The organism is Azohydromonas sediminis, from assembly GCF_003574675.1.
In the GTDB taxonomy this organism is placed as follows: domain Bacteria; phylum Pseudomonadota; class Gammaproteobacteria; order Burkholderiales; family Burkholderiaceae_C; genus Calidifontimicrobium; species Calidifontimicrobium sediminis.
On sequence record NZ_QOAZ01000002.1, the window covers coordinates 17,710 to 40,548 of the forward strand.

Consider the following 22,839-nt stretch of genomic DNA (forward strand, 5'->3'; position numbering starts at 1 on the left):
GGTGGGTGCACCGGCGATGAGCTTCGACGCGCCGCTGTGGCTCGTGCTGCTGCCGCTGGCGGCGCTGCCGTTCGTCGCGCCGGCCGGGCGCGCGCTCGACGGCGGCGCGCTCGCGCGGCTGCCGCGCGATGCCGCGTCGCGTGTGCTCGACATCGGCCTGCGTGCGGCGGCGGCGCTCGCGCTCGCCGCGATCGTCGTCGCGCTCGCGGGGCCGTACCGGCCCGAGGCCGCCGTCGAGCGCATCGGGCAGGGCGCCGAGATCGTGATCGTGCTCGACCGCAGCCGCAGCATGGACCAGGGCTTTGCCGGCACCGCGACGCGCCCGCCGCCGGGCACCGGGCCCGAGGCGCTCGCGCACTACGTGCACCAGCAGCACGTGCGCCAGCGCGAGCCGAAGCGGCGCGTCGCGGTGCAGATGCTCGCCGAGTTCGCTGCGCGCCGGCCGCGCGACCGCTTCGGCATGGTCGTGTTCAGCAACCGGCCGCTGCGCGTGCTCGACTTCACGAGCAAGCCGCAGATCGTGCAGGCGGCGATCGCCGCCGGCGACGCCGGGCGCGGCCTCGCCGACACCGACATCGGGCTGGCGATGCAAGCCGCGCTCGAGATGTTCGACGGCCGGCCCTACGCCGGCTCGCGCGTCGTGCTGCTCGTCTCCGACGGCGGCGACCACGTCTCGCCCGAGATGCGCGAGCGCATCGCCGACCTCGCGCGCCGCCATCGCGTGGGCATCGACTGGATCTACATCCGCAGCGCGCTGAGCCCCGGGCTCGCCGACGAGGCGGCTGCGGGCGCGGCCTCCGACACCGTGCCCGAATTCTTCCTGCACCGCTTCTTCCGCGGCATCGGCGTGCCGTACCGCGCCTACGAGGCCGAGGACCCGCAGGCGCTGCAGGCGGCGATCGACGACATCGATCGCCTCGAGAACCTGCCGCTGACGTACACCGACACGCTGCCGCGGCGCGACTTCGCCGCGTGGGGTTACGCCGCAGCGCTCGCCGCGGCGCTCGCGCTGCTCGCGGCGAGCCTGCTGGAGCGACGCCGATGGGCCTGAAGGGCGGCTTCGCGACCCGGCGCCGCACGCGCCTGGTGATCGGCGCCCTCGTCGTGCTCGCACTCGCCGCGCTCGTCGACGGCTGGCTGCTGCAGCGCGCTGCGCGCTGGAATGCGCTCGCCGCGGCGGTCGGCACCACGCCGCCGCCGGCCGATGCGCCGCCCGCGGTGTGGTTTGCGCACGCGCGCGCGCTCGACGCCGCGGGCGACCAAGACGGCGCGCTGCAGCAGTACCGCCGTCTGCAGGCCGACGCGCAGGTCGGTCTGGCGGCGCGCTACAACGGCGCCAACGTGCTGATCCGGCAGGCGCTCGTCGTGCGCGCGAGCGAGCGGCCGGCGCTCGCGATCCCGCTGATCGAGCTCGCCAAGGAGACCTACCGCGACGTGCTGCGCGCCGACCCCGAGCACTGGGAGGCGCGCTACAACCTCGAGCGCGCGCAGCGCCTGCTGCCCGACCCGCAGCACGCCGACGACGAGGCCGGCCCGCCGCCGCGCAACGCCGAGCGCGCGGCGACGACGGCGCGCGGTGTCGCGCAGGGGATGCCGTGAACGCGCGTGCCGTCGGGGCCGCGCTCGTGGCCCGGGTCCGGCGCCACGCGCCGTCGATCGCGCCCGCGCTGGCGGTGCTCGCGCTGGCGGCCACGCTCGCCGAGCCGACGTGGACGCTGCCGCGACCGCGTGTCGAGCACGTCGTCGCGATCGACGTCACGCAGAGCATGGACGTCGTCGACGTGCGCCACGAAGGCCGGCCGGTGAGCCGGCTCGAGCTCGCGAAGCGGGCGCTGCGCGACGCGCTGCCGGCGCTGCCGTGCGGCTCGAAGATCGGCCTGGCGGTGTTCACCGAGTACCGTGCGTTCCTGCTGCTCGCGCCGGCCGAGGTCTGCGCGCACCTCGACGAGCTGCGCCGCGCGATCGCGCACATCGACGGGCGCATGGCGTGGATGGGCAACAGCGAGATCGCGAAGGCCGTCAAGGGTGCGCAGGCGATGGTCGCGGCACTGCCGGGCAAGCCGTCGCTCGTGTTCGTCACCGACGGCCACGAGGCACCGCCGCTGGCCGCGGGCCTGGCGAGCGCGGCCGAGCAGACGGCGCCGGCACCGGGGCTGATCGTCGGCGTCGGCGGGATGCAACCGTCGCCGATCCCGCGCACCGACCCGCTCGGCCGCCCGATCGGCTACTGGGGCGCGGGCGACGTGCTGCAGACCGACGCGCGCAGCCTGGGCCTCGGCAACGCGGCGCCGGCCGAGCCCGCCGGCGCTGCCGCCGGTGCGCTGCCCACCGGGGCGACGCCGGGCAGCGAGCACCTGTCGTCGCTGCGCGAGGGTTACCTGCGCGTGCTCGCCGCCGACCGTGGGCTGCAGTACGTGCGGCTCGACGACGCGGCGACGCTCGCGCGCGCGCTCACCGCCCCGGCGCTCGCCCGTCCGGTGCCCACCGCGGTGGACCTGCGCCCGGCGCTCGGCGTGCTGGCGGCGCTGCTGCTGCTCGCGCGCCACGCGCCGGCGCTGCGCACCCTCGTCGCGCAGCGGTGGCCAGCCGCCGCCCGGCGCCGCTAGCGCCGGCGGATCAAGGCGCCGCGCGCACCGGCAGCGTCGAGACGAAGGTCTTGCCCTCGGTGTCGACGACGACGGCGCGCAGCTCGCCGTCGTTGCCGCGCGGCAGGAAGTCGAAGCGGAAGTGCGGGTTCTCGCTGATCGTGAAGTCGACGTCGGCGGCGAACACCAGCCGCCCGGCGTAGGTGACGTCGATGCGCCGCACGAAGTGCGCCGGCGTGAACAGCCGCGTGAGCTGGTCCATCGCCATCCCGGAGTGGTTCGGGTGGCTGATCATCAGCTGCGCCATCGCGGGCTGGCCGTCGGCGAGCGCGCCGACGACCTGCATCTTCATCCGCCCGAGGGTGGCGAGTGCGGCCTGCGGGTCCTTGCCCGGCGGCGCCGAACAGCCGCCCGAGGCCTTGACGTGGCGCACCGCCATGTGCAGCGAGCCGTCGTTCATCTCGGCGATCGCGCGCACGTGCGTGTAGTCGTCGATGCGCACGCGCGTCTCGACCTCGGCGCGGCCACTGTCGGGCGTGAAGTAAAACACCGCGCCGGCCGGCGACGGGTTCTGGTCGATCACGAGCACGATGCGCTTGACATAGCGCTCGGGGCTCTGCGGCTGCTGCACGCGGATCGCGATCGGCACGACGGCGCCGTCGTCGGCGCGCGTCGGCGCCTCGAGGCGGATCAGGTCGTCGGCGGGGCTGCGCACGCTGCGGCCGCCGAACATGTCGCGGCGGAGCGCCTGCCAGCGCGGGTTGTCGTCGGGGCGGTCGACCGGCACGCGCGAGACCTGGGCCAGCGCCGGCAGCGCGGCACCGGCGAGCAGCGTGCCGAGCACGGCACGGCGGCGCGGTAACGGACAGGGCTTGGTGATCATGGGGCGTCTCCTCGCGCCCGGCGGCTTCGCGGGCGACTGGTCAATCTTCCCACTCCAGCTCGGCGTATGCCGCCGTGACGTTGCGGCGGTGGAAGAGCTCGGCGAGCGCCCACGGTTTGGCGATGTCGCGCCCGACCTCGTCGACCGCGCGCTGGATCGGCACGCCGGCCTTGACCGCGGCGCGCGTCTCGCGCAACAGCGCTTCGAGGTACGTGGCCTGCGGCGCGATCATCGCAGCCAAGTCGGCGCCCGGCGCGCCGTGGCCGGGCACGACGCGCGCGACGTCGAGCCGGCGCAACTCGTCGAGCGCCGCGACCCAGCCGCGCAGGTTGCCGTCGACGACGGGCATGTGGCGCACGAACAGCAGGTCGCCGGTGAACAGGGTGCGCGTCGTGCGGTCGTAGACGCTGAGGTCGTTGTTGGTGTGCGCCGTCGGCCAGGGCCGCAACAGCAGCACGCGGTTGCCGAGGTCGAGCTCGGTGGGTGCGTCGATGGTGCGCGTCGGGTAGACGATCGTGCCGGGCCCGGCGGCGACGCCGAAGTCGCGCTGCAGCGCGTTGAGGTAATGCCGCTCGCGTTCGGCCAGCGCCTTCGGCAGCGCCGCGTGGGCGACGATCGCCGGCGAGCTGCCGCCCGGCGCGTCGACGAAGGCGGCGTTGCCGAGCACGTGGTCCGGGTGCGCGTGCGTGTTGACGACCGCGCAGATCGGCAGCGGCGTCGTGCGCTCGACGGCGGCGCGCAGGCGCCGCCCGACGTCGATGCCACCACCGCTGTCGATCACGGCGACGCAGCGATCGCCGACGATGAAGCCCACGTTGGCCACGTCGCCGTCGCTGCCGGGACCCCAGGCGGCGACGGCGCCCGTGTGCACGTAGACGCCCGGTGCGATCTGCTCGACCGCAAGCGGCGGCAGCGCGTCGGCCCGCGCCGCGGCGGCCGCGCCGACGGCGACGACGGCAGCCGCCCACGCGAGCCAGCGCGGCACGAGCCCCGTCGAATCGCGGCGGCGGGATGGCCGCGTGCCGGGCGCAGCCGCCGCGCCGCGGCCCGGCCGACCTATTGCGGCGCGATGAAGCACGCCTTCTTGACCCGCGCCTGCAGGTCGCGGTACGCGCGCACCTCGGCCTGCATCGCCTTCGCGTCGCGGATGTACGAGCCACGCTCGCCGCCGATCGTGTTGGCGTCGAACGCGGTGGCCATCGTCTCGAACTTGTCGTGCGGCACTTCCTTGGCGATCGCGTCGATCGCGCACGAGCACTTGGCCATCATCTCGTACGCCGGCGGACCGGGGTTGTCGCGCATGCAGGTGAACACGTAGCGCACGCGGTCGAGGGTGGGGTAGTCGTGCGCGGCGCGGGCGTCGACGGCATCGGCCGTCGCGCAGCCGCCGAGGACCGCGACGGCGGCCGCCGCGAGGACTTTGCGCAGTTCGAGAAAGGGCGTCATGAACGGGGGGTCTCCTGGGTGGGCGGCTCGGCAGGGGCGCTGCCGCCTTCGATGAACATCTGTTCGACGATCAACGGCGGCTCGCCGGCGGTGGCGCCGCGCATCACGCTGCGCATGCCGTAAATGCCGCCGGGAACGGCGTCGCTGACGTAGAACTGGTAGGCCTTGTCGGCGTAGCGCGCGTAGCGCTGGCGCGTCGGGTCGTTGCGGTACGGCTCGATCTCGATCAGACGACCGGCGATCGTGCGGCCCTGGTACGTCAAGGCCACGTCGCGCACCGTCGCGTCGTCGGCGATCGCGAGCCGGATGCGCTTGCGGAAGTACGCGGCCGAGCCCTTGGTCAGCCGATTCATGTCACGCACGTCGTGCTCGAGGAAGTACAGCAGCATGGGGTTGGACTTCGCCTGCTCGATGTCGGGCAGCATCACCGCGCGCTCGCCGCTGAGAAAACGGCCGACGACGGCGCAGCACGAGCCGTCGGCGGCCGCGCGCAGGTCGATCGCGACGCGGTCCTCGAAGCCGGGCTCCAGCGCGCCTGACTTCTGGAAGCGGTAGCTCAGCGTCAGCGGCGGCTTCAGCGTCGGCAGCGGCTCGCTCATGAAGAGCAGGCGCTCGGCCGGCGAGTACGTCGACGTCGGTGCGGCCGACTGCGCCGCCGCGGTACCGACCGCGACGGCGAGCGCGGCAGCGAGCAGGGCCCGCGCGCGACCGCGCGCGCACAGCGTCAGGCGCTTGGGAGGGAAGACAAACGGAGGTCGGTGCATGAGGGCCTGGACGGACGCGGAGGGTGGGGTGGACGAAAGGTGCAGCGTCAGAGCGCGCCGAGGCGCGCGGCGAGCTGTCGCGCCAGCTCGTCGCTGAGCGGCTGCAGTGTCGCGAGGGCTTGCCGCGCCTTGTGGACGAAGCCCAGGCGCGCGCTGAGCAGACCGAGCCGCAGCCAGCCCTGCGCGTGGCGTGGGTCGACGGCGACGGCGCGCTCGTACGACGCGAGGGCTTCCGGCTGGCGATCGAGTGCTTCGGCAGCGAGGCCGAGCGCGTACCACGACGTCGGGTCGAGCGCGGCGTCGCGCGTCCAGCGCGACGCGAGTTCGAACAGCTCGTGCCAGCGCCCGCCCTGCGCGAGGTGCGCCGCGCGCAGGAACGCGGGCTGGGATTCCGGCGGATGCTGCCAGAACGGGACGCGTTCGCGTGGCAGCGGCGCGACCGGCTCGAAGCGCGCCGCACTCGAGAGCATCGGCGCCAGCCACTGGACCGGTGCCGAGAAGTAGTGCGCCTCGCCGCCACGCATGCGAAACGTCAGCACACCGACCAGCCGGCCCTGCTCGTCGAACAGGCCGCCGCCGCTCGCGCCCGAGTTGAACAGGTTGCTGCTCTGGATGACGGGCGCGTCATGCAGGGGATGCAGCGCGACGACCTGCCCCAGGCTGCGCCGCAGTCCGAAGCCACCGGTGAACCCCAGCGCGATGACGGCGTCGCCGATGCGCAGCGAGCGCGCATCGCCGAGCACCGCCGGCGGGTTCGGCAGGCCGGGCACGTCGAGCACGCACAGGTCGTGCTCGACGTCGGCGGCCTGTGCGTGCACTGGCATGCGGTCGCCACCGCGCGCGACCTGAATCGACACGGCATCGTGCGTGACGTGGCAGTTCGTCACGACGCGTCCGGGTGCGACGACGACACCGGAGCCCAGTGCGATGCCGCCTTCCGAGCGCAGCGCCTCGACCTGCGTGACCGCAGCGCTGACGCGCACGAACGAAGCCGGGTCGAGCGCATGCGCCGGCGCGGCGAGGGCCGTGGCGGCGAGCAGCCACGCCGTGCCGCGAACGCGGCCCGCGGTCAACGCGCCAGCGGATTGCCCTGTGCGTCGACGAGCGGCACGCCGTAGTCGCGCAGGATCGCCTCGATCTCCGGCTGCTTGCGCTCGATCAGCGACTCGATCTGCTGCTTCCACTGCGGCTCTCCCCGACGCACGCCCATCGCCATAGCGTAGTCGAACTTCACGCCGGGTTCCGACTTCAGAAGAATGACCTTCAGCGGCCTGGCCGTCGCACGCTTGGCGTAGAAGCCGGCGATCGGGCCCCACACGATGGCGGCGTCGATCTTGCCCGCGGCCAGTTCGCGTTCGATCAGCTCGCCCGGGTACTGGTCCGGGTCGGGGCTGAGCATCAGGTACGGCACGCCCTGGTCGACGAGTCCGTGGCGGTCGAGCCAGGCCGACGCCGGGCTGCGGTCGAACACGCCGATCTTCAGCGACTTCAGCACCGCCGGGTCGAGGCGAAGGAAGTCCTCGATGCTGTCGACCTTGTCGAGCCCCTTCGAGTTGCTGAGGACGAGGGCGTAGGTCGAGCGGTAGTACGGCTTGGTCACGTCCGCCTGCTCGAAGCCGACCGGCACGCCCATGATGATGTCGCACGGGTAGTCCTGACCGGGCAGCTTGTAGCGCAGCGTGTTGCGCACGAAGCCCATGCGCTGCGGGAACGAGTAGTACGTGACGGGCAGCCCGAGTTCCTTGCCGAACAGTTCGGCGATGCGGTTCTCGATGCCTTCGCCCTTCGTGTTCGAGAACGGCAGGTTGTTCGGGTCCTGGCAGACGCGCAAGGCCTTGCGGGGCCCGTCGTCGGCCGTTGCGGCGTGGCACGCCAGTGCGGCGGCGAGCACAGCGACGATGCGTCGCGCGATGCGCGCGCGTCGGCCCGCGGACGTGCTGTCGCTGGGGAGCGTGCGCTTCATCGCCGTCTCACTCGATCGCGGTCACGCGGGCGGTCTTGATCGCGCCGTCCGAGCGCCCCTTGAGGTACGCGTAGATCGCGTCGAGGTTCTCGACGACGACGGGCGCCTGCTTGTGCGGCGGCATGCCGCGTTCGATGCGGCCCTCGAGGACGACCTGGTTGAACTGCTCGCGCGTCAGCACTTTCATCCGCTCGATCAGTGACGGACCGGCCAGGCCTTCCTGGTTCGCACCGTGGCAGGCGGCACAGTTGGCCTGTCGCCAGGCGCGGAATCCGGCCAGGGTCTTCGGGTCGACCTTGTTGCCGTCGACGACGGTGTACAGGTCGGTCTTGACCTCCTGCGCGGCAGCATGCACCGGGGTGCCGAGCGCGGCTATGGTGGCGGCGACGGCGGCGACGAGGGATACGCGGACGTTCATGGTCGGGGAAGATCGCAAAGAAAGCGGGAGGGGGACGGCTGCCATTCGGTACGCCGTCCCCCGATGGGAATCCCCGGGGCCGCTCGCGCGGCCGGGGATCCGTGTCGAGCTTCGACGCTCAGTTGGGCAGTGCGAACACCGTCAGCGAGCCGCCGAGGTCAGTGTACTGACTGAGTTCGCGGTAGCCACCGACCGCACCGAGGCCGTCGGTGTCCTTCTCGAGACCCGCCGCCATGCCGATGCCGGCCCAGCCGCCGATGCCCGAGAACACGCCGATGTACTGCTTGCCCTTGTGCTCGTAGGTGAACACGTTGCCGATGATGCCCGACGGGGTCTTGAACTTGTACAGCTCCTTGGTGATGTCCTTGGCGTCGACGCACTTGAAGAAGCCTTCGAGCGTGCCGTAGCAGGAGATCCCGCCCGCGGTGTTCAGCGAGCCGCTCCACACCGAGAACTTCTCCGGCTTGGACTGGACGATCTTGCCCGTGCCGGCGTCCCAGGTGATGAAGTTGCCCATGCCGCCGTGGCTGCCGGGCGCCGGGTACATCGACAGCGTCGCACCGACATACGGCTGGCCCGCCGTGTACTCGACCTGGAACGGCTCATAGTCCATGCACACGTGGTTCGTGGGCACGTAGAAGAGCTTGGTGTTCGGGTCGAACGACGCCGGCTGCTGGTCCTTCGTGCCGAGCGCTGCCGGGCAGATGCCCTTGACGTTGACGTCGGGACCGTGCTGCGGGTTCGTGAACTTCGACGTCGCGTACTTCGGGTCGACCTTCGGACGGCCCGTCTTCATGTCGACGTGCGTCGCCCAGTTGACCTTCGGGTCGTACTTCTCGGCCACCAGCAGTTCGCCGGTGATGCGGTCGAGCGTGTAGGCGAAGCCGTTGCGGTCGAAGTGCACCAGCGCCTTGCGTTCCTTGCCCTTGACCGGGATGTCGGCCAGGATCATCTCGTTGATGCCGTCGAAGTCCCACTCGTCGTGCGGCGTCATCTGGTAGACCCACTTCGCGACGCCGGTGTCGAGGTCGCGGGCCCAGATCGTCATCGACCACTTGTTGTCACCCGGGCGCTGCGAGGGGTTCCACGTCGACGGGTTGCCGGTGCCGTAGTAGACGAGGTTGGCCGCCTTGTCGTAGCTGTACCAGCCCCAGGTCGTGCCGCCACCGATCTTCCACTGGTCACCCTGCCAGGTCTTGAGCGACGAGTCCTTGCCCACCGGCGCCATCTTGCCGTCGGTCCAGGTCATCGTCTTGTCGGGGTCGATCAGCATCTCGTTGTCGGGGCCGGTGCTGTAGCCCTTCCAGACGAGGCGACCGGTGTTGATGTCGTAGGCCGCGAGGAAGCCGCGCACGCCCCACTCCCCGCCGGAGATGCCGGTGATGACCTTGTCCTTGAAAACGTGCGGCGCGTTCGTGTTGACGGCACCGAGCTTCGGGTCGCCGTTCTTGACCGACCAGATCACCTTGCCGTCGGCGGCGTTGAGTGCCACCAGCGTCGAGTCGGCCTGCTGCAGGAAGATCTTGCCTTCGGCGTAGGCCAGGCCGCGGTTGACGGTGTCGCAGCACATCTGCGGGATCACCGCCGGGTCCTGCTTCGGCTCGTACTTCCACTTGATCTTCTGCGTGTCGAGATCGATCGCGAAGACCTTGTTCGGGAACGGCGTGTGCAGGTACATCGTGCCGTCGACGACCAGCGGCGAGCCTTCGTGGCCGCGCAGCACGCCGGTCGACAACGTCCAGGTGACCTGCAGCTTGCCGACGTTGTTGCGGTTGATCTGGTTGAGCTTGCTGTAGCGCTGGTTGTAGAAGTCACCCGCCTGGGCCGCCCAGTTCTTCGGGTCCTGCATCTTCCTCTCGAGGTCGGCGTTCGCCATCGCGAGGGCGGGCAGCATCAGCGCCACTGCCGCCACCGGGGTCAGCCCGCGACGGGCCCTGTGCCATTTGAAGTCCATGTGTTGCTCCTGTCTCCTGTTTACACCGATGCCCTGCGCGGGCATCCACCGCTGAAGGGCCGGCCCGACCGGCCGGCCCACCTCGCTGCTCACTTCGCCTGGAAGGGGTGCGTCGCCGAACCCTTGCCAGCGACCACCTGGGCCGCGGTCGGCTCGCCGCGCACGGCGCGTGCGATCGCCTCCTTCGTCGCCCGGTAGTTGTAGTCCTGGATCTTCTTGTCGTCCTCGGCGAGCCAGTGGATGAACACGCCGACGCAGACGAACAGGTTGTCGGCCTCGTCGGCCGGGATCGTGCCGTCCTCGACCGAGTCGGCCACCGCCATCGCCACCGCCCGCTGCGCCGGGCCGAACATCTGCACCGCCTGCTTCGCGCCCTTGATCGTGACCTTGTTGAACATCACTGTGGCCGGCTTGGTCAGCAGGTTCGGCGCCACGACGGCGAGCAGCGACGTGAAGCCGTCCTTGTTGTTCGTCAGGCAGTTCGCGAAGGCCGTCTCCGCGGCCGAGCCGCGCGGCCCGATGATCAGGTCGATGTGCGCCACCTCGTTGCCGTCGCCGACCAGCGACTCTCCCACCATCATGCGATCGATTTTTGCCATCTGCTATCTCCGTGCGTTGTGAGCCTGCGGGGTTTGCATCACAGCGCCTCGCGCCGCCGATGCCACGCCGCTTCATTCATGTTCTGTGCCAATCGGACCCGGTGTTAACACCGATGCGGGCTGCACGGCACGGGGCCGGCCCGTGGTCTTCTACGGGTTGACCCGCAGTTTGTCGACGCCATCGACGATGGCGGCGGCCATCGCAGTGGCCACGCACAGGTCGGCGCACGTTCCGGGGTTCAGCGCGCGCCGTTTGAGGCTCTCGTCCCAGGCCGGGAAGGCCGGATCGGCGTCGACGCATTCGCCGGCGCGCGCGCGTTGGCGCCACGCGAGCGCTTCGCGCATGACACACTGCGCCGCCTCGGCGCCGTGCTTTCGCACAATGTGTGAATCGGGCTGCGCAGCGAGGAATTCGAGGTAGGTGCGCTGCAGCGCGGCCACCGGGTCCGCGGTGTGCGCCAGCGCGGCGCGAAACGTCGCCACGCCGGTCGCGAACACGTCGGCGAAGTCGGCGGCGTACTGCCGGGCGACGAGATCGCGCTCGGCCGCCAGCTCCATCGCGGCGCGCAGGTCGAGACTCGGCTCGGCGTGCACGTCCTGCTGCGCGACGCGCCCGAGGCCGGCCGGGTGTGCACGTGCGATCGCGCGGTAGGCGGCGCGCGCGTCGTCGACGTCGAGGCCGCGCAGGACGGCGGCGAGCGCAGTGCGCAGACCGGCTTCACCGCGGGCCGGCACCCAGCGCTCAGCCGCGGCCGCGAGCGGCGCACAAAGCAGTACGATGCCGAGGTTGGTGTTGCACTGCACCACGGCCCAGGTCGCCGCGACGGCCGCTTCGATGCGACGTCCCACCGGGGCACCGGGCTCGCACAGCGCAGCGGCGGCAGCGGGTGCGCTGGCCACGAAGTGCGCCGCGTCCATGCCGTGGCCCGGCGATGCGATGCTGACGTTGCCGGGCTTGCGTGCGGCGACGTCGAGTTCGCAGGCCCAGACGAAGGCCTCGCGCAGCCGCTGCGCGAGCGCCGGGTGCGGCGACGCCACCGGCTCCACGGCGGTGCCGACCCTCAGGCGCGCAGCCGCCGCCCGGCGGCTGCGCATTTGCGGCCGAGCAGGTCGTCGACGAGCCATCCGGCGATGTCGCCCGCGGTGACGCGCTGCAGCCCCTGCCACGCGGCGACGCCGTTGACCTCGATGACGAGCGGCCCGTCGTCGCCGGGCATCAGGTCGACACCGGCGTAGTCGAGGCCGAGCGCGTGCGTCGCGGCCTCGGCGAGTCGGGCGAGGCGGGGGCCGTCACCCCGGTCGAGCGGCTGCGGCTCGCAGCGCGCGCCCTGCGCGACGTTGTGGATCCAGTGGCGCCCGAAGCGGCGCATCGCTGCGCGCGCAACGCCACCGACGACGAGCACGCGCCAGTCGTGGCCCGGGCGCGTACGCGCCGGCACGAAGCGCTGCAGGTATGCGACGCCGCCGAAGCCGGCGTCGAGCGCCGGCAGCGGCACGTGCCGGCCCTGCGGATGCTCGTCGTCGACGACCCAGCCGACGCGCTGCAGCCCCTTGCCTTGCGAGCCGAACAGCGGCTTGAGCACGAGCGAGCGGCCGGCGGCGCTCTCGCGCATCACGAGGCGCTGCGCGAGCTGCGGCGACTCGAGCGCCCACGTCGGCGGCGTCGGCAGCCCCGCGGCGTGCAGCAGCAGCGTCGTCATCGACTTGTCGACGCTGCGCTCGATCGCGCGCGCGTCGTTGTAGACCGGCACGCCGAGTGCCTGCAGCGCGTGCAGCACCGCCAGCCGGCGCGTCACCTGCTCGAAGCTGCCGCCGGCGATGCCGCGCACGAACACCGCGTCGGGCAATTCGCGGCCGAAGCCGGGCAGCACGAGCCCGTGCCCCGCGTGCGTCGTGTCGAGCCGCGCCTGCGCGAGGTCGAACGTGCGCCCGTCGGCGCCGCGCGCGCGCAGCGCGGCCAGCAGCCGCCGCGTGTGCCAGCCGCTCTCGTCGCTCGCGATCGCGATGCGCATCAGGCGTCCTCGCGCCACAGCCGGTGCAGCAGGTCCAGGTTCGTGTGCCCGGCGTGCCACGTTCGTCCCGACTCGAGGTGGCTGACCCAGACCTCGGCCGGCGCGAACAGCGCGCCGTCGAGCTGGTAGAAGTCGTATCCCGCGGCGGCGAACAGGTCGGCGAAGGAGCGTCCGTAGTCGCGCGACGTCGACGAGGGCAGCCGGCGCGCGAGCTCGCGCGCGGCGTCGGCGTCGCCGCTGACGGTCAGGCGCACCTGCCCGCCGTACAGGATCGCGTCGTTCGTGCGCCCCATCGCCTGCACCCCGTCCGCGCAGGGGGCCGGCAGCGGCGCACATGCGCTGCCGTCGACGATGTGCTCGAGCGGGAATTTCAGCTCGTGCGCGCGGTGCAGCGCGACTTCGAGCACGCGCGCGACGACTTGCGTCGTGCCGGCGAGGCTCGTCGTCGGCGTCAGCACGATCGCGAGCGCCTCCGGGGCGAGCCGGCAGTCGCGCAGCAGCTTGTCGACGACGACCGGCGGCGGCGGCCGGTCGACCTCGAGGACGATGACGCCATGGTCGGCGTCGTCGCGGTAGCCCAGCTCGGCGAACAGCTCCTCTTTCGTCGCCAGCGCGCGCGCCGGCCCCGAGCCGAGGGCGAAGAACTTCTTGCCGCCGGTCTCCTCCTTGCTCGCCGAAAGGCTCCAGCCCGCGTACTGGCTCGCCAGGCAGGCCAGCACCGGCTGCGAGCTGCGCACGTGCAGCCAGTCGGGCCAGCCGTGGCGGCCGTCGGCCACGAGGCGCACCTCGCCGAGCCCGCCCATGCAGATCTCGGCGGCGAGCAGCCCGGCCTCGACGCCGCCGGTCGCGGCGATGCCGGCGTCGATCAGCGTGACGCCGCGTGCGTCGCGCGTGACGGCCACGCGCAGCCGCGCGGCGTCGTCGCGCAGGCGCGCGAGCAGCGGGGCGGCGAGGCGGTTCACGCTCGGCGCTGCGGCGAGCGGGGCGGGGGTCTCGACGGTCATGCGGGGAGCTCCTGCGGAAAGGTCAGCGACGCAACGACGGCCTGCCGCCGTCGCGCGAGCTCGTGCAGCACGCCGGCGACGTCGGTGCCTTCGGCGCCGACCGTGCACACCGGCATGCCGGCGTCGAACGCGGTGCCGGCCGCCGGCACGTCGTGGGTGTGGCGGTCGCTCGCCAGCCGTGCGGCGAGCGCCGCGTCGACGCGGCCGGCGCACGGCGCGTAGACGATTTCGTGGCCGCGCACGCTCGCGTCGTGCGGGGTGCATGGCGGCAGTCGGCCGCCCAGCGCGTCGACGTGCGCGCGCAGCAGGCCGGCGGGCCAGAGTGCGTCGTACAGCGCCATCGTGTCGGACGGCCGCGGGTTGATCTCGAGCAGCACCGGCTGCTCGCCGTCGGCGAGGAAGTCCAGGCTCGCGAGGCCGCGCAGCCCGAACGCCGGTACGAGCGCGTCGAGTGCCGCCGCGATCCGCGCGCGCAACGCCGGCGCGTCGATCGGGCCGATCGCGCCATGGTAGACGTACGGCCGTGCGCCGAGCGGGCGCACGAGCAGTCGGTTCAGGCCGACGATGGCGGCGCGCCGCCCGTCGGCAAGGAACAGCGCCGACATCGGCGTGCCGCGATGTACGCGCTGCCAATAGATGCCGGGGGAGACGCCGGGGGCCGGGCCGGCATCGGCGGCGGCGCGGATGTGCCGGCCGCCCGATCCGCCGGCATCCTTCGCGAGCCAGCCAGCCGGCGCGTGCGGTGGCGTCGTGCGCACCTCGGGGTGGGCGAGGCCGAGGCGGTCGAGGGTGGCGAAGAACGTCGCCGGGTGGCGCACCGCCGCCACGACGTCGGCCGCCATGCCGAGCCGCGGCAGCATGGCGCCCGCTGCCGCGAAGGCGGCGTCGTGCGGCGCGTCGAAGCCGCTGCCCGCGACCCAAGCGGCGACGTTCGGCTGCGACGCCGCGTCGGCGAGCGCCGCGGCCAGGCGGGCCGGGTCGATGCGCGCGTCGGCGGGGTCGCCGATCGGCTGCCAGCGGGCGCTCGCGCGGCGCGTGTCGACGTCGCCGAACAGGTCCAGCGCGATCACGCGCCAGCCGCCGCGCCGTGCCGACTCGGCCAGCGTGCGCGCCGACAGCGCCGCGACGACGAGCGTTTCGGCGACCATGGCCTGCGCGCCGCGAAGACGAACCTGCCTCAGGCGCTCTTTTCGGCGAGGTACTCGCGCGCCGCGGCGAAGGCCTCGGGAAAGCCGAGCGTCACCGGCTTGTCGGCATGGCGCATGCGCACGAGCAGCCGGTGCTGGACCTGGTACTTGACGTTGCCCACCGCCAGCGCGCCGATGCCCACCGCGCCGCTGCCCTCGATCGGCTTGCCGTCGTCCATCACGCCGACGCCGGCCAGACCGGCGGGGGGCACCGCATTGACGTCGGCGGCGACCTTCAGCCGCGTCGCGACGGCGCGGTCGTCGGCGCTCATGACCTGCACGCCGGCAGCCGCGACGCCGAGCACGACGTCGGCGCCCGCCAGCGCGGCGTGCAACTCGTCGCGGCCCGCGCCCGAGGCCGCGTGCAGCGCGACGCCGAAACGCCGCGCGGTCTCGTCGGCGGCGGCCTGCGCCATCGCGAGGCCCTTGTGGCTCGACAGGACCGCCGTGGCGCCTTGCTGCGCGCACAGCACCGCGGCGACGCGGCCGACCGGCCCGGTGCCGCCGAGCAGCAGCACCGTCTGCCCCGCCAGACCGTGGCCATGGTGGCGTTGCAGGGCCGCCTCGACGGTGGCGACCAGCGCGGCGGCGGTCGTGTACGCGCCGCTCGGATCGGCGAAGACCGAGACGACGAACGGCGGCACCATCGCCGCCTTCGCCCGTTCGAGCATGTCGGCGGCGAGCAGCGCGTCGCGTCCGCCGATGAACAGACCCGTGCGCGCGACGCCCTTGGGCCCGCGCGAAAAGATCGCGTCCTGCGTCAGCGCGGTGACCGCGTCGAGCCCGACGTGGCAGTAGGGCGTGACGATCTGGTAGCCGGCGTCGGCGGCCATGTTGACGTCGAACGGGCTCATCTGCGGCCCGGGGGTGAACATGTGCAGGATGTAGGGGCGTTCCATCGGCAATGCGCGTGGGGTGGATGCGTGGTGTCGGCGGGGTTGCGGGCGCGGGTCACAGCGGCGTCAGCGTCGCGCCGTGGTTGCGCGCCCCCACGACGTGCAGTTCGAGTGCCGGGTCGACGACGCCGGCGGCGCGCGCGGCGGTGAGCGCGTCGCGCGCGTCGTCGGCCGACGCGAAGATCGCGAAGCCGGTCGGCCCCCACGAACTCTGACCGATCGCGGCCTGTGCGTGGCCACCGAGCCACTCGATGAGGCGGCGCACCGCGCCACTGGCGAAGGCGCTGCCGCCCTGCGCCGGCGCGAAGTGCTCGCCGAGCACCTGCTGCATGCGGGTGATGCCCGCGGCGAAGGGCTCGAAGGCGCCGGCCGCCGCGCCGGGCAGCACGCGCATCAGCACCTGGTGGCACAGCTCGGCGGCGGCCGCGCGCGGCAGCGGCGGCAGCGCGGCGAGGGCGGACTTTTCCTGCTCGCCGCTCAGCCCCTGCCGGCCGGGCTCGAGCGCGAGGACGATGCGCCACGGCGCCGGCAGCGGCAGCCGTGACAGCAGCGGCGCCGGGCGGCCGTCGTCGCCCGGGCCGCCGTCGAGCAGCAGGCCGCCGAGGTCGTAGCCCGCGATGCCGACGCCCGAGCGCAGGCCGCGCCCGGTCAGCCGGGCCACGTCGCCGGTCGTCAGCGGCAGCCCGGCCAGCGCCGCGAAGGCATGCCCCACCGCGAGCGCGAGCTGCGTGCCCGAGCCGAGGCCGGCATGCGTGGGCAGCGTGCGCTGCAGGTGCACGTGCAGTGCGCCGCTGCGGCCGGTGGCGCGGCGCAGCGCGTGCAGGTGACGCGCGGCGCGCTCGATCGCGTCGCGGTCGACGCACGCGCCGGCAGTGACCTCGTCGGTGGCCGCGCGGCGCATTTCGACGACGGTCTCGAAGCCCTCGACGACGAGGCCGAGGCTGCCGAAGCGCCGCCCGAGCGAGCCGGCCGGGTCGAGGAAGCCGAGGTGCAGCCGGCCGGCCGCCTGCACGCGCACCGCCGCCAAGCCGGCGTGCGCAGCGCGGCCCTGCGCGGGCCACCACGGCGTGTCGTCGCGCATCGGGTCGACGGCCCTGGTGCCGCTCAGGACGAGCCCGGCACCATGCCGGTGCCGATCAGGTGCAGGATCGCCGCGCCGCGGCCGGCTTCGGGAGGCCCGGGGCGGCGGCGCTCGATGACGACGCCGACGGCCTGCACGTCGTCGAACTTGCGCGGCTTGGCCACCCGCACGCGCACCCAGCGCGCACCGAATTCGCCGAGCACGATGTGGGCAATCTGCTCCGCGAGGGACTCCAACAGTTGCACACGGTGTTCCGCGAGCAGCCGCTGCAGGCGCAGGCGCACCTCGCCGTAGTCGATCGTGTCGGCGATGCGGTCGGTGTCGCAGGCGAGCGGGCGCGGGATCCCGGCGCACACGTCGATCTCGAGCGGTTGCGGCTCGTGCAGCTCGTTGTGGTGGATCCCGATGACGGTGTGGCCGACGAAGCCCTCGATGAAGACGAGGTCGAGCGCTTCGTGGTCGGGTTGCGGCTGCACACCGAGGTGGCGGTGCGCCGCGAGGGGGCGGATCGTCGACATCGTGTCTCCTGCGACTCGGCCGGCAGGCCGGTCGTTGATTGTGACGCCGATGCCGGTGCAACTTCCGGGCCCGCTTGCGGTGCCATCGGCGAAAACCCCGAGCCGGCGCAGCGCGACGACGCTCGCCGGCGGCCGTGAGAGGGAGCGAGAATGTCCGGCGGTTTGGGGGCCCGTCCCCCGTGATCGAGAGGCGGGCTGACGGACCCGCCGCAGGAGACATACCAATGGCGTTGGCGTTGCAAGATCCCCAGCAGCACCTGCATCGCGTGCTCGATGTCGTGCGGCACGGCCCGCGCAACCTGATCAGCGCGGTCGTCGCCGATTCGTGGGCACGTTGCCTGAACGTGCACCACCTCGATCCGAGCCAGGTGCGCCGTCCGCCGGTGCTCGGGCGCGCGGCGCTCGACGAGCGCCGCGAGCGCCTGCTCGACGTGATCGAGTGCGCGCGCTACGAGATGTCGACGCTGTACCAGCAGCTCGGCGACCCGCAGGCCGCGATCGTGCTGACCGACACCGACGGCGTGATCCTGCACATGGCCAGTTCACCCGAGTTCGAGCGCGAGGTGCAGCCGCTCGGGCTCGAGGTCGGCGCCGTCTGGAGCGAGGCCGAGGCCGGCACCAACGGCATGGGCACCTGCGTGGCCGCTGCGCGCCCGGTGGCCGTGGTGCAGGACGATCATTTCTTCACGCACTACACGTCGCTGACGTGCTCGGCCGTGCCGGTGCACGACCCGGCCGGCGAGATCTGCGCCGTGCTCGACGTCAGCAGCCGCTCGCAGGTGCCGCAGCAGCACCTGCTGCTGCTGCTCGGCATGACGGCGCGCATGATCGAGAACCGCCTGATCGACCTGCGTTTCCGCGACGCGCACCCGATCCACTTCCACAGCCGGCCCGAGTTCGTCTACACGTTGCACGAAGGCAAGCTCGTCGTCGACCGCAGCGGCCTCGTCCTCGCGGCCAACCGCAGCGCGCTGACGCAGCTCGGCGTCGACAGCGTGCGCCAGATCCGCGGGCACCGGCTCGACCAGATCTTCCAGACCACGCTCGACGACATGCTGCAGCGCAGCCACCGCGCGGCGTTCCACCCGGTCGTCACGTACCGCGCGAACGCGGCGAACCGCTTCTTCGCCGTCGCCCGCCAGCCCACCCGTGCGGTCACGGCGGCGCGCGCTGCCGCCACGACGTCGGCGGCCTGCGAAGCGCTGGCGTCGGGCCGCGCGCAGCAGATGGCGCCGCGGTTCGCCGACCCGGTGCTGCAGGCGCGCTTCGCGACCGCGCAGCGCGTCGTCGCGCGCGGCACGCCGCTGCTGCTGCGCGGCGAGACCGGCGCCGGCAAGGAGGTCTTCGCGCGCGGCGTGCACGCGTCGAGCCCGCGCGCCGGCGGCCCGTTCGTCGCGATCAACTGCGCGAGCCTGCCGGAGAGCCTCATCGAGGCCGAGCTGTTCGGCTACCGCGCCGGCGCCTTCACCGGCGCCGAGCGGCGCGGCCGCCCGGGCAAGATCCTGCAGGCCGACGGCGGTACGCTGTTCCTCGACGAGATCGGCGACATGCCGCTGGCGCTGCAGGCGCGGCTGCTGCGCGTGCTCGACGAGCGCATGGTCACGCCGCTGGGCGCCGACGAGCCGCAGCGCGTCAACTTCCAGCTGATCAGCGCGAGCCACTGCAACCTCGGCGAGCTCGTTGCGCGCGGGCATTTCCGCCAGGACCTGTATTTCCGCCTCGCCGGCATCGAGCTCGAGGTGCCGGCGCTGCGCGAGCGCAGCGACCGTGCCGAGCTGATCCGCGACGTGCTCGCCGATGAAGGCGGCGCTGACATGCCGATCAGCCCGGCAGCTTGGGACCTGCTGATGCGCCACCCGTGGCCGGGCAACGTGCGCCAGCTGCGTCATGTGCTGCGCTGTGCCGTCGCGCTCGCCGACGGGCAGACGATCACGCCCGAGCACCTGCCGTCGCTGCGCGGCGAGCCCGGCTGCGCCGATCGTGAGCCCGGTGCCGAGGCCCCGCAGGCGCCGTCGCTCGATCCGGCGCAGGCGCAGGAACGGCAGGAGCTGCTCGACCTGCTCGAGGCGCAACGCTGGAACGTCAGCCACGTCGCCAAGCGGCTGGGCGTCAGCCGCAACACCCTGTACCGGCGGATGCACAGGCTGCACATTCCGCTTGCGCCCGACAACTGAAGTGGCCACGTTCCTGCGACGACGATGACCGATCCCGCGGCGCGCCGGCGCCTGGCGTGGGCCGTGACCGGCTCGGGCCATTTCCTCGAAGAATCGCTCGACGTCGCGGCGCGTCTGCCCGACGTCGACCTGTACCTGTCGGCCGCCGCCGAAGAGGTGCTGCCGATGTACGGGCGCCGCCTCGACGAGCTCAAGGGGCGCTTTCGCATCTTCCGCGACAAGACGGCGAGCGCGGTGCCGGTGGGCACGCTCTACGAAGACGTCTACCACACCGTCGTGATCGCGCCGGCGACGAGCAACACGGTGGCCAAGTGCGCGTTCGGCATCAGCGACACGCTGCCGACGAACATGTTCGCGCAGGCCGGCAAGCTCGGCATCCCGAGCATCGTCTTCGCGTGCGACACCGAGCCGGTGGTCGTCACCCGTGCCCCGCACGAGTGGGTCACGCTGCGGCCGCGGCGCGTCGAGTTCGACAACCTCGAGCGCCTGCGCGCGATCGACCACTGCCTCGTCGTCACCAGCCCGGCCGAGCTCGCGGCCGCGCTCGACGAGCGCTTCGCGGCCCTGGCGCGCGCATGGAACACATCGTCTTCCTGACCGGCCGCCTCGCGCAGCAGGCACTGACGCGCGTGCTCGAGACGATCGAGCCGCCGGGTGCCGAGACCGCCTTCACGTGGGAGGTGCGCGAGATCGGGCTGCAGGTGGCCGCGCTGATGACGGCCGACATGATCCGCCGCCGCGTGCCGCGGCCGGTGGCGGCCGACCGCATCGTCGTGCCCGGGCGCTGCCGCGGCGACCTCGACGCGCTCGGCGCGCACTTCGGCGTGCCGGTGCAGCGCGGGCCGGAAGAACTGAAGGACCTGCCGCAGTTCTTCCGCCGCCAGGCGCAGCCGGTCGCGCTCGACGCCTACCGGGTGCAGATCTTCGCCGAGATCGTCGACGCGCCGCGGCTGACGATCGCGCAGATCGTCGAGCGCGCGCAGTCGCTGCGCACCGACGGCGCCGACGTGATCGACCTCGGCGCGCTGCCCGAGACGCCGTTCGCGCACCTCGAGGAGGCGGTGCGCGAGCTCAAGGCGCAGGGCTTCGCGGTCAGCGTCGATTCGATGAACCCGCACGAGCTGCTGCGCGGCGGCCGCGCTGGCGCCGACTACCTGCTGAGCCTGAACGTCGAGACGCTGTGGATCGCCGACGAGGTCGAGGCCACCCCGGTGCTCGTGCCGCGCACACCGGCCGACGAGGCGTCGCTGTGGGCGGCGGTCGAGCGGCTGCGCTCGCGCAACCGGCCCTTCCTCGCCGATGCGATCCTCGACCCGCTGCCGTTCGGCTTCCTCGCGTCGCTGTGCCGCTACCAGCGGCTGCGCGAGCGCTTCCCCGATGCACCGATCCTGCTCGGCGTCGGTAACCTGACCGAGCTCACCGAAGCCGACACCAGCGGCATCAACGCGCTGCTGCTCGGCGTGGCCGAGGAGCTGGACGCCGCCGCGATCCTGACGACCCAGGTCAGCGGGCACTGCCGGCGCGCAGTGCGCGAGGCCGATTGGGCGCGGCGCATCATGCACGCCGCGGGCGCGCACCGCACGCTGCCGAAAGGCCTGTCGCCCGCGCTGATGACGGTGCACGACAAGCATCCGTTCCCCTACAGCGACGCCGAGATCGCCGCGACGGCGCGCGAGGTGCGCGACCCGAACTTCCGCATCCAGGTCAGCGCCGAGGGCCTGCACGTCTACAACCGCGACGGCCTGCGCCGCGGGCGCGACCCGTTCGAGCTGTGGCCCACGCTCGGGCTCGACGGCGACGCGTCGCACGCCTTCTACATGGGCGTCGAGCTGGCCCGGGCGCAGATCGCGTGGCAGCTCGGCAAGCGCTACGTGCAGGACCAGCCGCTCGACTGGGGCTGCGCCGTCGAGCGCGCCCCGGAGGACCTGCTGCAGTGGTGCGCTCCGGGCACGACGCTTGCTCCGAGATCGGCGCAGACGGTGGCGGGCGCGCCCGTGACCGGTGCGGCTTCGGCAGCGCCCGAGGCCGACGACGACGCGGCGCCTGCAAAGACGAGAAAGCATGCCTGAAGCGATCTACGAAACCATCGTCACAACCTGCGGCGCCGACGGCACGGTGCACGTCGCCCCGATGGGTGTGCGCTACCGCGGTGACGACGTGCTGCTGATGCCGTTCAAGCCGTCGACGACGCTGGCCAACGTGCTGGCCACCGGCCGCGCCGTCCTCAACGTCGTGACCGACGTGCGCGTGTTCGCCGGCTGCGTCAGCGGCCAGCGCCGCGACTGGCCCACCGAGCCGGTCGACGGCGGGGTGCGGCTGGCCTGCGCGATCGGCCACACGTCGCTCGTGCTGCGCGAGCATGTCGACGATGCGCAGCGTCCGCGCCTGCGGCTGGCGCGCGTCGCCGAGGCGCGGCACGGCGACTTCCGTGGCTTCAACCGCGCGCAGGCGGCGGTCATCGAGGCCGCGGTGCTCGTCAGTCGCCTGCACCTGCTGCCGGCCGAGAAGATCGACCAGGAACTGAGCTACCTCCAGATCGCGATCGACAAGACCGCCGGCGAGGCCGAGGCACAGGCCTGGTCGTGGCTGCAGCAGGCCGTCGCTCGGCATCGCGCCGCGGCGACGGCGGGGGCGCGCTGATGCGCGTGCTCGTCAGTGCGCGCAACGTCGCCGAGGCGCTCGACGCCGCCGCGGGCGGCGCCGACTTCGTCGACCTGAAGGATCCGGCCAGCGGCGCGCTCGGCGGCCTGCCGCCACCGGGGATCGCCGTCATCGCCGCCGCGGTGCGCGCGGCGCACCCGTCGCTGCGTCTGAGCGCGACGATCGGCGACTTCGCGCCGGATGCGGCCGGGGCGATCGTGCGACGTGTGCACGCCGTCGCCGCCGCGGGCGTCGACGACGTCAAGGTCGGGATCGTGCCCGGTGCCGGTGCGAAGCGGCTGGTCGACGCGCTGGCGCGCTGCGGCGCATCGGTGGTTCCGGTGCTGATCGCCGACGACGGCGTCGATGCGCCGCTGCTCGAGGCCGTGCTCGCCGCCGACGCGTTCGCGGCGGTGATGCTCGACACCGTCGACAAGCACGCCGGCAGTCTGCTGCAGCGCGTGCCGCCCGCGTGCCTGCGCGACGTCGTCGAGCGCGTGCAGCGCAGCGGCCGGCTCGCCGGCCTCGCCGGGGCCCTGCGTGCCGACGACGTGCCGGCACTGCGGCGGCTGGCGCCCGACTTCGCCGGCTTCCGCAGCGCCGTGTGCGCCCACGGGCGCGCGGGGCGCCTCGAGACGGCGCGCGTGCGCGCGCTGTGCACCGCGCTGCGCGCGGCGGCCGTCGCGGCCTGAGCCGCTGCGACTGCGGCCGCGAT

24 protein-coding genes are annotated in these 22,839 nt (G+C 73.0%); 8 read left to right on the top strand and 16 right to left on the bottom strand.

The window, feature by feature from the left end:
* Positions 1–16 precede the first annotated feature (16 nt).
* Genes DRV96_RS01615 through DRV96_RS01625 form a run of 3 tightly spaced genes read left to right on the top strand, consistent with a single transcriptional unit; the run spans position 17 to position 2,606 of the window.
* Entirely contained in the window at positions 17–1,051 is a 1,035-nt protein-coding gene (locus DRV96_RS01615) for a vWA domain-containing protein (protein ID WP_119286969.1), read from the top strand.
* The gene (locus DRV96_RS01620; protein ID WP_119286972.1) at positions 1,042–1,599 is read left to right on the top strand and encodes an MxaK protein; all 558 of its coding nucleotides are present in this window, start codon (positions 1,042–1,044) and stop codon (positions 1,597–1,599) included. The genes DRV96_RS01615 and DRV96_RS01620 overlap by 10 nt, the downstream gene beginning before the upstream one ends.
* Entirely contained in the window at positions 1,596–2,606 is a 1,011-nt protein-coding gene (locus DRV96_RS01625) for a vWA domain-containing protein (protein ID WP_119286975.1), read from the top strand. Before DRV96_RS01620 ends, DRV96_RS01625 begins: the two co-directional genes overlap by 4 nt.
* A gap of 10 nt (positions 2,607–2,616) precedes the next feature.
* Here DRV96_RS01625 and DRV96_RS01630 read toward each other — a convergent pair whose 3' ends face one another.
* The 16 genes from DRV96_RS01630 to DRV96_RS01705 form a co-directional block, all read right to left on the bottom strand.
* Positions 2,617–3,468 carry a quinoprotein dehydrogenase-associated SoxYZ-like carrier gene (locus DRV96_RS01630; RefSeq protein ID WP_119286977.1) on the bottom strand — a complete coding sequence of 284 codons (852 nt, stop codon included), beginning with the start codon at positions 3,466–3,468 and terminating at the stop codon, positions 2,617–2,619.
* Between the two features lie 40 nt (positions 3,469–3,508).
* Positions 3,509–4,453, bottom strand: a complete 945-nt coding sequence (locus DRV96_RS01635) for a quinoprotein relay system zinc metallohydrolase 2 (protein ID WP_119286979.1) — start codon at positions 4,451–4,453, stop codon at positions 3,509–3,511.
* A 71-nt stretch (positions 4,454–4,524) separates the two neighbouring features.
* Positions 4,525–4,914, bottom strand: coding sequence for a hypothetical protein (locus DRV96_RS01640; RefSeq protein WP_235823241.1), 390 nt, complete (start codon positions 4,912–4,914; stop codon positions 4,525–4,527).
* Positions 4,911–5,678, bottom strand: a complete 768-nt coding sequence (locus tag DRV96_RS01645) for a hypothetical protein (protein WP_119286982.1) — start codon at positions 5,676–5,678, stop codon at positions 4,911–4,913. The genes DRV96_RS01640 and DRV96_RS01645 overlap by 4 nt, the downstream gene beginning before the upstream one ends.
* 47 nt (positions 5,679–5,725) lie before the next feature.
* Positions 5,726–6,751, bottom strand: coding sequence for a S1 family peptidase (locus DRV96_RS01650; protein WP_162910920.1), 1,026 nt, complete (start codon positions 6,749–6,751; stop codon positions 5,726–5,728).
* Positions 6,748–7,641 carry a substrate-binding domain-containing protein gene (locus DRV96_RS01655; protein WP_119286986.1) on the bottom strand — a complete coding sequence of 298 codons (894 nt, stop codon included), beginning with the start codon at positions 7,639–7,641 and terminating at the stop codon, positions 6,748–6,750. The genes DRV96_RS01650 and DRV96_RS01655 overlap by 4 nt, the downstream gene beginning before the upstream one ends.
* Before the next feature lie 7 nt (positions 7,642–7,648).
* Positions 7,649–8,059, bottom strand: a complete 411-nt coding sequence (locus DRV96_RS01660) for a c-type cytochrome (RefSeq protein ID WP_119286988.1) — start codon at positions 8,057–8,059, stop codon at positions 7,649–7,651.
* 118 nt (positions 8,060–8,177) lie between these two features.
* Positions 8,178–9,953 (bottom strand): methanol/ethanol family PQQ-dependent dehydrogenase, encoded by a 1,776-nt coding sequence (locus tag DRV96_RS01665; protein WP_210756955.1) that lies wholly within the window; start codon positions 9,951–9,953, stop codon positions 8,178–8,180.
* Positions 9,954–10,102: 149 nt separating this feature from the next.
* Positions 10,103–10,612 (bottom strand): formaldehyde-activating enzyme, encoded by a 510-nt coding sequence (fae, locus tag DRV96_RS01670; RefSeq protein ID WP_119286993.1) that lies wholly within the window; start codon positions 10,610–10,612, stop codon positions 10,103–10,105.
* Positions 10,613–10,762: 150 nt separating this feature from the next.
* Positions 10,763–11,650 (bottom strand): triphosphoribosyl-dephospho-CoA synthase, encoded by an 888-nt coding sequence (locus DRV96_RS01675; RefSeq protein WP_235823242.1) that lies wholly within the window; start codon positions 11,648–11,650, stop codon positions 10,763–10,765.
* 23 nt (positions 11,651–11,673) lie between these two features.
* Positions 11,674–12,624, bottom strand: coding sequence for an ATP-grasp domain-containing protein (locus DRV96_RS01680; protein ID WP_119286997.1), 951 nt, complete (start codon positions 12,622–12,624; stop codon positions 11,674–11,676).
* Positions 12,624–13,628, bottom strand: coding sequence for a methenyltetrahydromethanopterin cyclohydrolase (mch, locus tag DRV96_RS01685; protein WP_119287000.1), 1,005 nt, complete (start codon positions 13,626–13,628; stop codon positions 12,624–12,626). Before mch ends, DRV96_RS01680 begins: the two co-directional genes overlap by 1 nt.
* Positions 13,625–14,776, bottom strand: coding sequence for an ATP-grasp domain-containing protein (locus DRV96_RS01690; RefSeq protein WP_119287002.1), 1,152 nt, complete (start codon positions 14,774–14,776; stop codon positions 13,625–13,627). Before DRV96_RS01690 ends, mch begins: the two co-directional genes overlap by 4 nt.
* Positions 14,777–14,805: 29 nt before the next feature.
* Positions 14,806–15,714 (bottom strand): NAD(P)-dependent methylenetetrahydromethanopterin dehydrogenase, encoded by a 909-nt coding sequence (locus tag DRV96_RS01695; RefSeq protein WP_119287005.1) that lies wholly within the window; start codon positions 15,712–15,714, stop codon positions 14,806–14,808.
* Positions 15,715–15,766: 52 nt separating this feature from the next.
* Positions 15,767–16,792, bottom strand: a complete 1,026-nt coding sequence (locus DRV96_RS01700; RefSeq protein WP_119287007.1) for a beta-ribofuranosylaminobenzene 5'-phosphate synthase family protein — start codon at positions 16,790–16,792, stop codon at positions 15,767–15,769.
* A 23-nt stretch (positions 16,793–16,815) separates the two neighbouring features.
* On the bottom strand, positions 16,816–17,310 hold the full coding sequence (locus tag DRV96_RS01705) for a dihydroneopterin aldolase (protein WP_119287010.1): 495 nt from the start codon (positions 17,308–17,310) through the stop codon (positions 16,816–16,818).
* A gap of 224 nt (positions 17,311–17,534) precedes the next feature.
* On the opposite strand from DRV96_RS01705, the gene DRV96_RS01710 reads away from it, so the two are divergent.
* Genes DRV96_RS01710 through DRV96_RS01730 form a run of 5 tightly spaced genes read left to right on the top strand, consistent with a single transcriptional unit; the run spans position 17,535 to position 22,816 of the window.
* Positions 17,535–19,484, top strand: a complete 1,950-nt coding sequence (locus DRV96_RS01710; RefSeq protein WP_119287012.1) for a sigma-54-dependent Fis family transcriptional regulator — start codon at positions 17,535–17,537, stop codon at positions 19,482–19,484.
* 24 nt (positions 19,485–19,508) lie between these two features.
* Entirely contained in the window at positions 19,509–20,081 is a 573-nt protein-coding gene (locus DRV96_RS01715) for a flavoprotein (protein ID WP_119287014.1), read from the top strand.
* Complete coding sequence (locus DRV96_RS01720; RefSeq protein ID WP_119287017.1) at positions 20,060–21,553, top strand: DUF6513 domain-containing protein; 1,494 nt, start codon at positions 20,060–20,062, stop codon at positions 21,551–21,553. The genes DRV96_RS01715 and DRV96_RS01720 overlap by 22 nt, the downstream gene beginning before the upstream one ends.
* Entirely contained in the window at positions 21,546–22,124 is a 579-nt protein-coding gene (locus DRV96_RS01725; RefSeq protein ID WP_119287019.1) for a DUF447 domain-containing protein, read from the top strand. Before DRV96_RS01720 ends, DRV96_RS01725 begins: the two co-directional genes overlap by 8 nt.
* A complete protein-coding gene (locus tag DRV96_RS01730) occupies positions 22,124–22,816 on the top strand; it encodes a (5-formylfuran-3-yl)methyl phosphate synthase (RefSeq protein ID WP_119287434.1) in 693 nt (230 codons plus the stop codon). The genes DRV96_RS01725 and DRV96_RS01730 overlap by 1 nt, the downstream gene beginning before the upstream one ends.
* Positions 22,817–22,839: the final 23 nt, after the last annotated feature.

What these genes read in the sequence shown, in the direction of transcription:
- DRV96_RS01700 (WP_119287007.1), bottom strand. Translation starts at nt 16,792, where the DNA reads ATGCGCGACGACACGCCGTGGTGGCCCGCGCAGGGCCGCGCTGCGCAC.
- DRV96_RS01660 (WP_119286988.1), bottom strand. Translation starts at nt 8,059, where the DNA reads ATGAACGTCCGCGTATCCCTCGTCGCCGCCGTCGCCGCCACCATAGCC.
- DRV96_RS01615 (WP_119286969.1), top strand. Translation starts at nt 17, where the DNA reads ATGAGCTTCGACGCGCCGCTGTGGCTCGTGCTGCTGCCGCTGGCGGCG.
- DRV96_RS01665 (WP_210756955.1), bottom strand. Translation starts at nt 9,953, where the DNA reads ATGCTGCCCGCCCTCGCGATGGCGAACGCCGACCTCGAGAGGAAGATG.
- DRV96_RS01710 (WP_119287012.1), top strand. Translation starts at nt 17,535, where the DNA reads ATGGCGTTGGCGTTGCAAGATCCCCAGCAGCACCTGCATCGCGTGCTC.
- DRV96_RS01690 (WP_119287002.1), bottom strand. Translation starts at nt 14,776, where the DNA reads ATGGTCGCCGAAACGCTCGTCGTCGCGGCGCTGTCGGCGCGCACGCTG.
- mch (WP_119287000.1), bottom strand. Translation starts at nt 13,628, where the DNA reads ATGACCGTCGAGACCCCCGCCCCGCTCGCCGCAGCGCCGAGCGTGAAC.
- DRV96_RS01630 (WP_119286977.1), bottom strand. Translation starts at nt 3,468, where the DNA reads ATGATCACCAAGCCCTGTCCGTTACCGCGCCGCCGTGCCGTGCTCGGC.
- DRV96_RS01730 (WP_119287434.1), top strand. Translation starts at nt 22,124, where the DNA reads ATGCGCGTGCTCGTCAGTGCGCGCAACGTCGCCGAGGCGCTCGACGCC.
- DRV96_RS01645 (WP_119286982.1), bottom strand. Translation starts at nt 5,678, where the DNA reads ATGCACCGACCTCCGTTTGTCTTCCCTCCCAAGCGCCTGACGCTGTGC.
- DRV96_RS01705 (WP_119287010.1), bottom strand. Translation starts at nt 17,310, where the DNA reads ATGTCGACGATCCGCCCCCTCGCGGCGCACCGCCACCTCGGTGTGCAG.
- DRV96_RS01715 (WP_119287014.1), top strand. Translation starts at nt 19,509, where the DNA reads ATGACCGATCCCGCGGCGCGCCGGCGCCTGGCGTGGGCCGTGACCGGC.
- DRV96_RS01655 (WP_119286986.1), bottom strand. Translation starts at nt 7,641, where the DNA reads ATGAAGCGCACGCTCCCCAGCGACAGCACGTCCGCGGGCCGACGCGCG.
- DRV96_RS01680 (WP_119286997.1), bottom strand. Translation starts at nt 12,624, where the DNA reads ATGCGCATCGCGATCGCGAGCGACGAGAGCGGCTGGCACACGCGGCGG.
- DRV96_RS01620 (WP_119286972.1), top strand. Translation starts at nt 1,042, where the DNA reads ATGGGCCTGAAGGGCGGCTTCGCGACCCGGCGCCGCACGCGCCTGGTG.
- DRV96_RS01640 (WP_235823241.1), bottom strand. Translation starts at nt 4,914, where the DNA reads ATGACGCCCTTTCTCGAACTGCGCAAAGTCCTCGCGGCGGCCGCCGTC.
- DRV96_RS01720 (WP_119287017.1), top strand. Translation starts at nt 20,060, where the DNA reads ATGGAACACATCGTCTTCCTGACCGGCCGCCTCGCGCAGCAGGCACTG.
- fae (WP_119286993.1), bottom strand. Translation starts at nt 10,612, where the DNA reads ATGGCAAAAATCGATCGCATGATGGTGGGAGAGTCGCTGGTCGGCGAC.
- DRV96_RS01695 (WP_119287005.1), bottom strand. Translation starts at nt 15,714, where the DNA reads ATGGAACGCCCCTACATCCTGCACATGTTCACCCCCGGGCCGCAGATG.
- DRV96_RS01725 (WP_119287019.1), top strand. Translation starts at nt 21,546, where the DNA reads ATGCCTGAAGCGATCTACGAAACCATCGTCACAACCTGCGGCGCCGAC.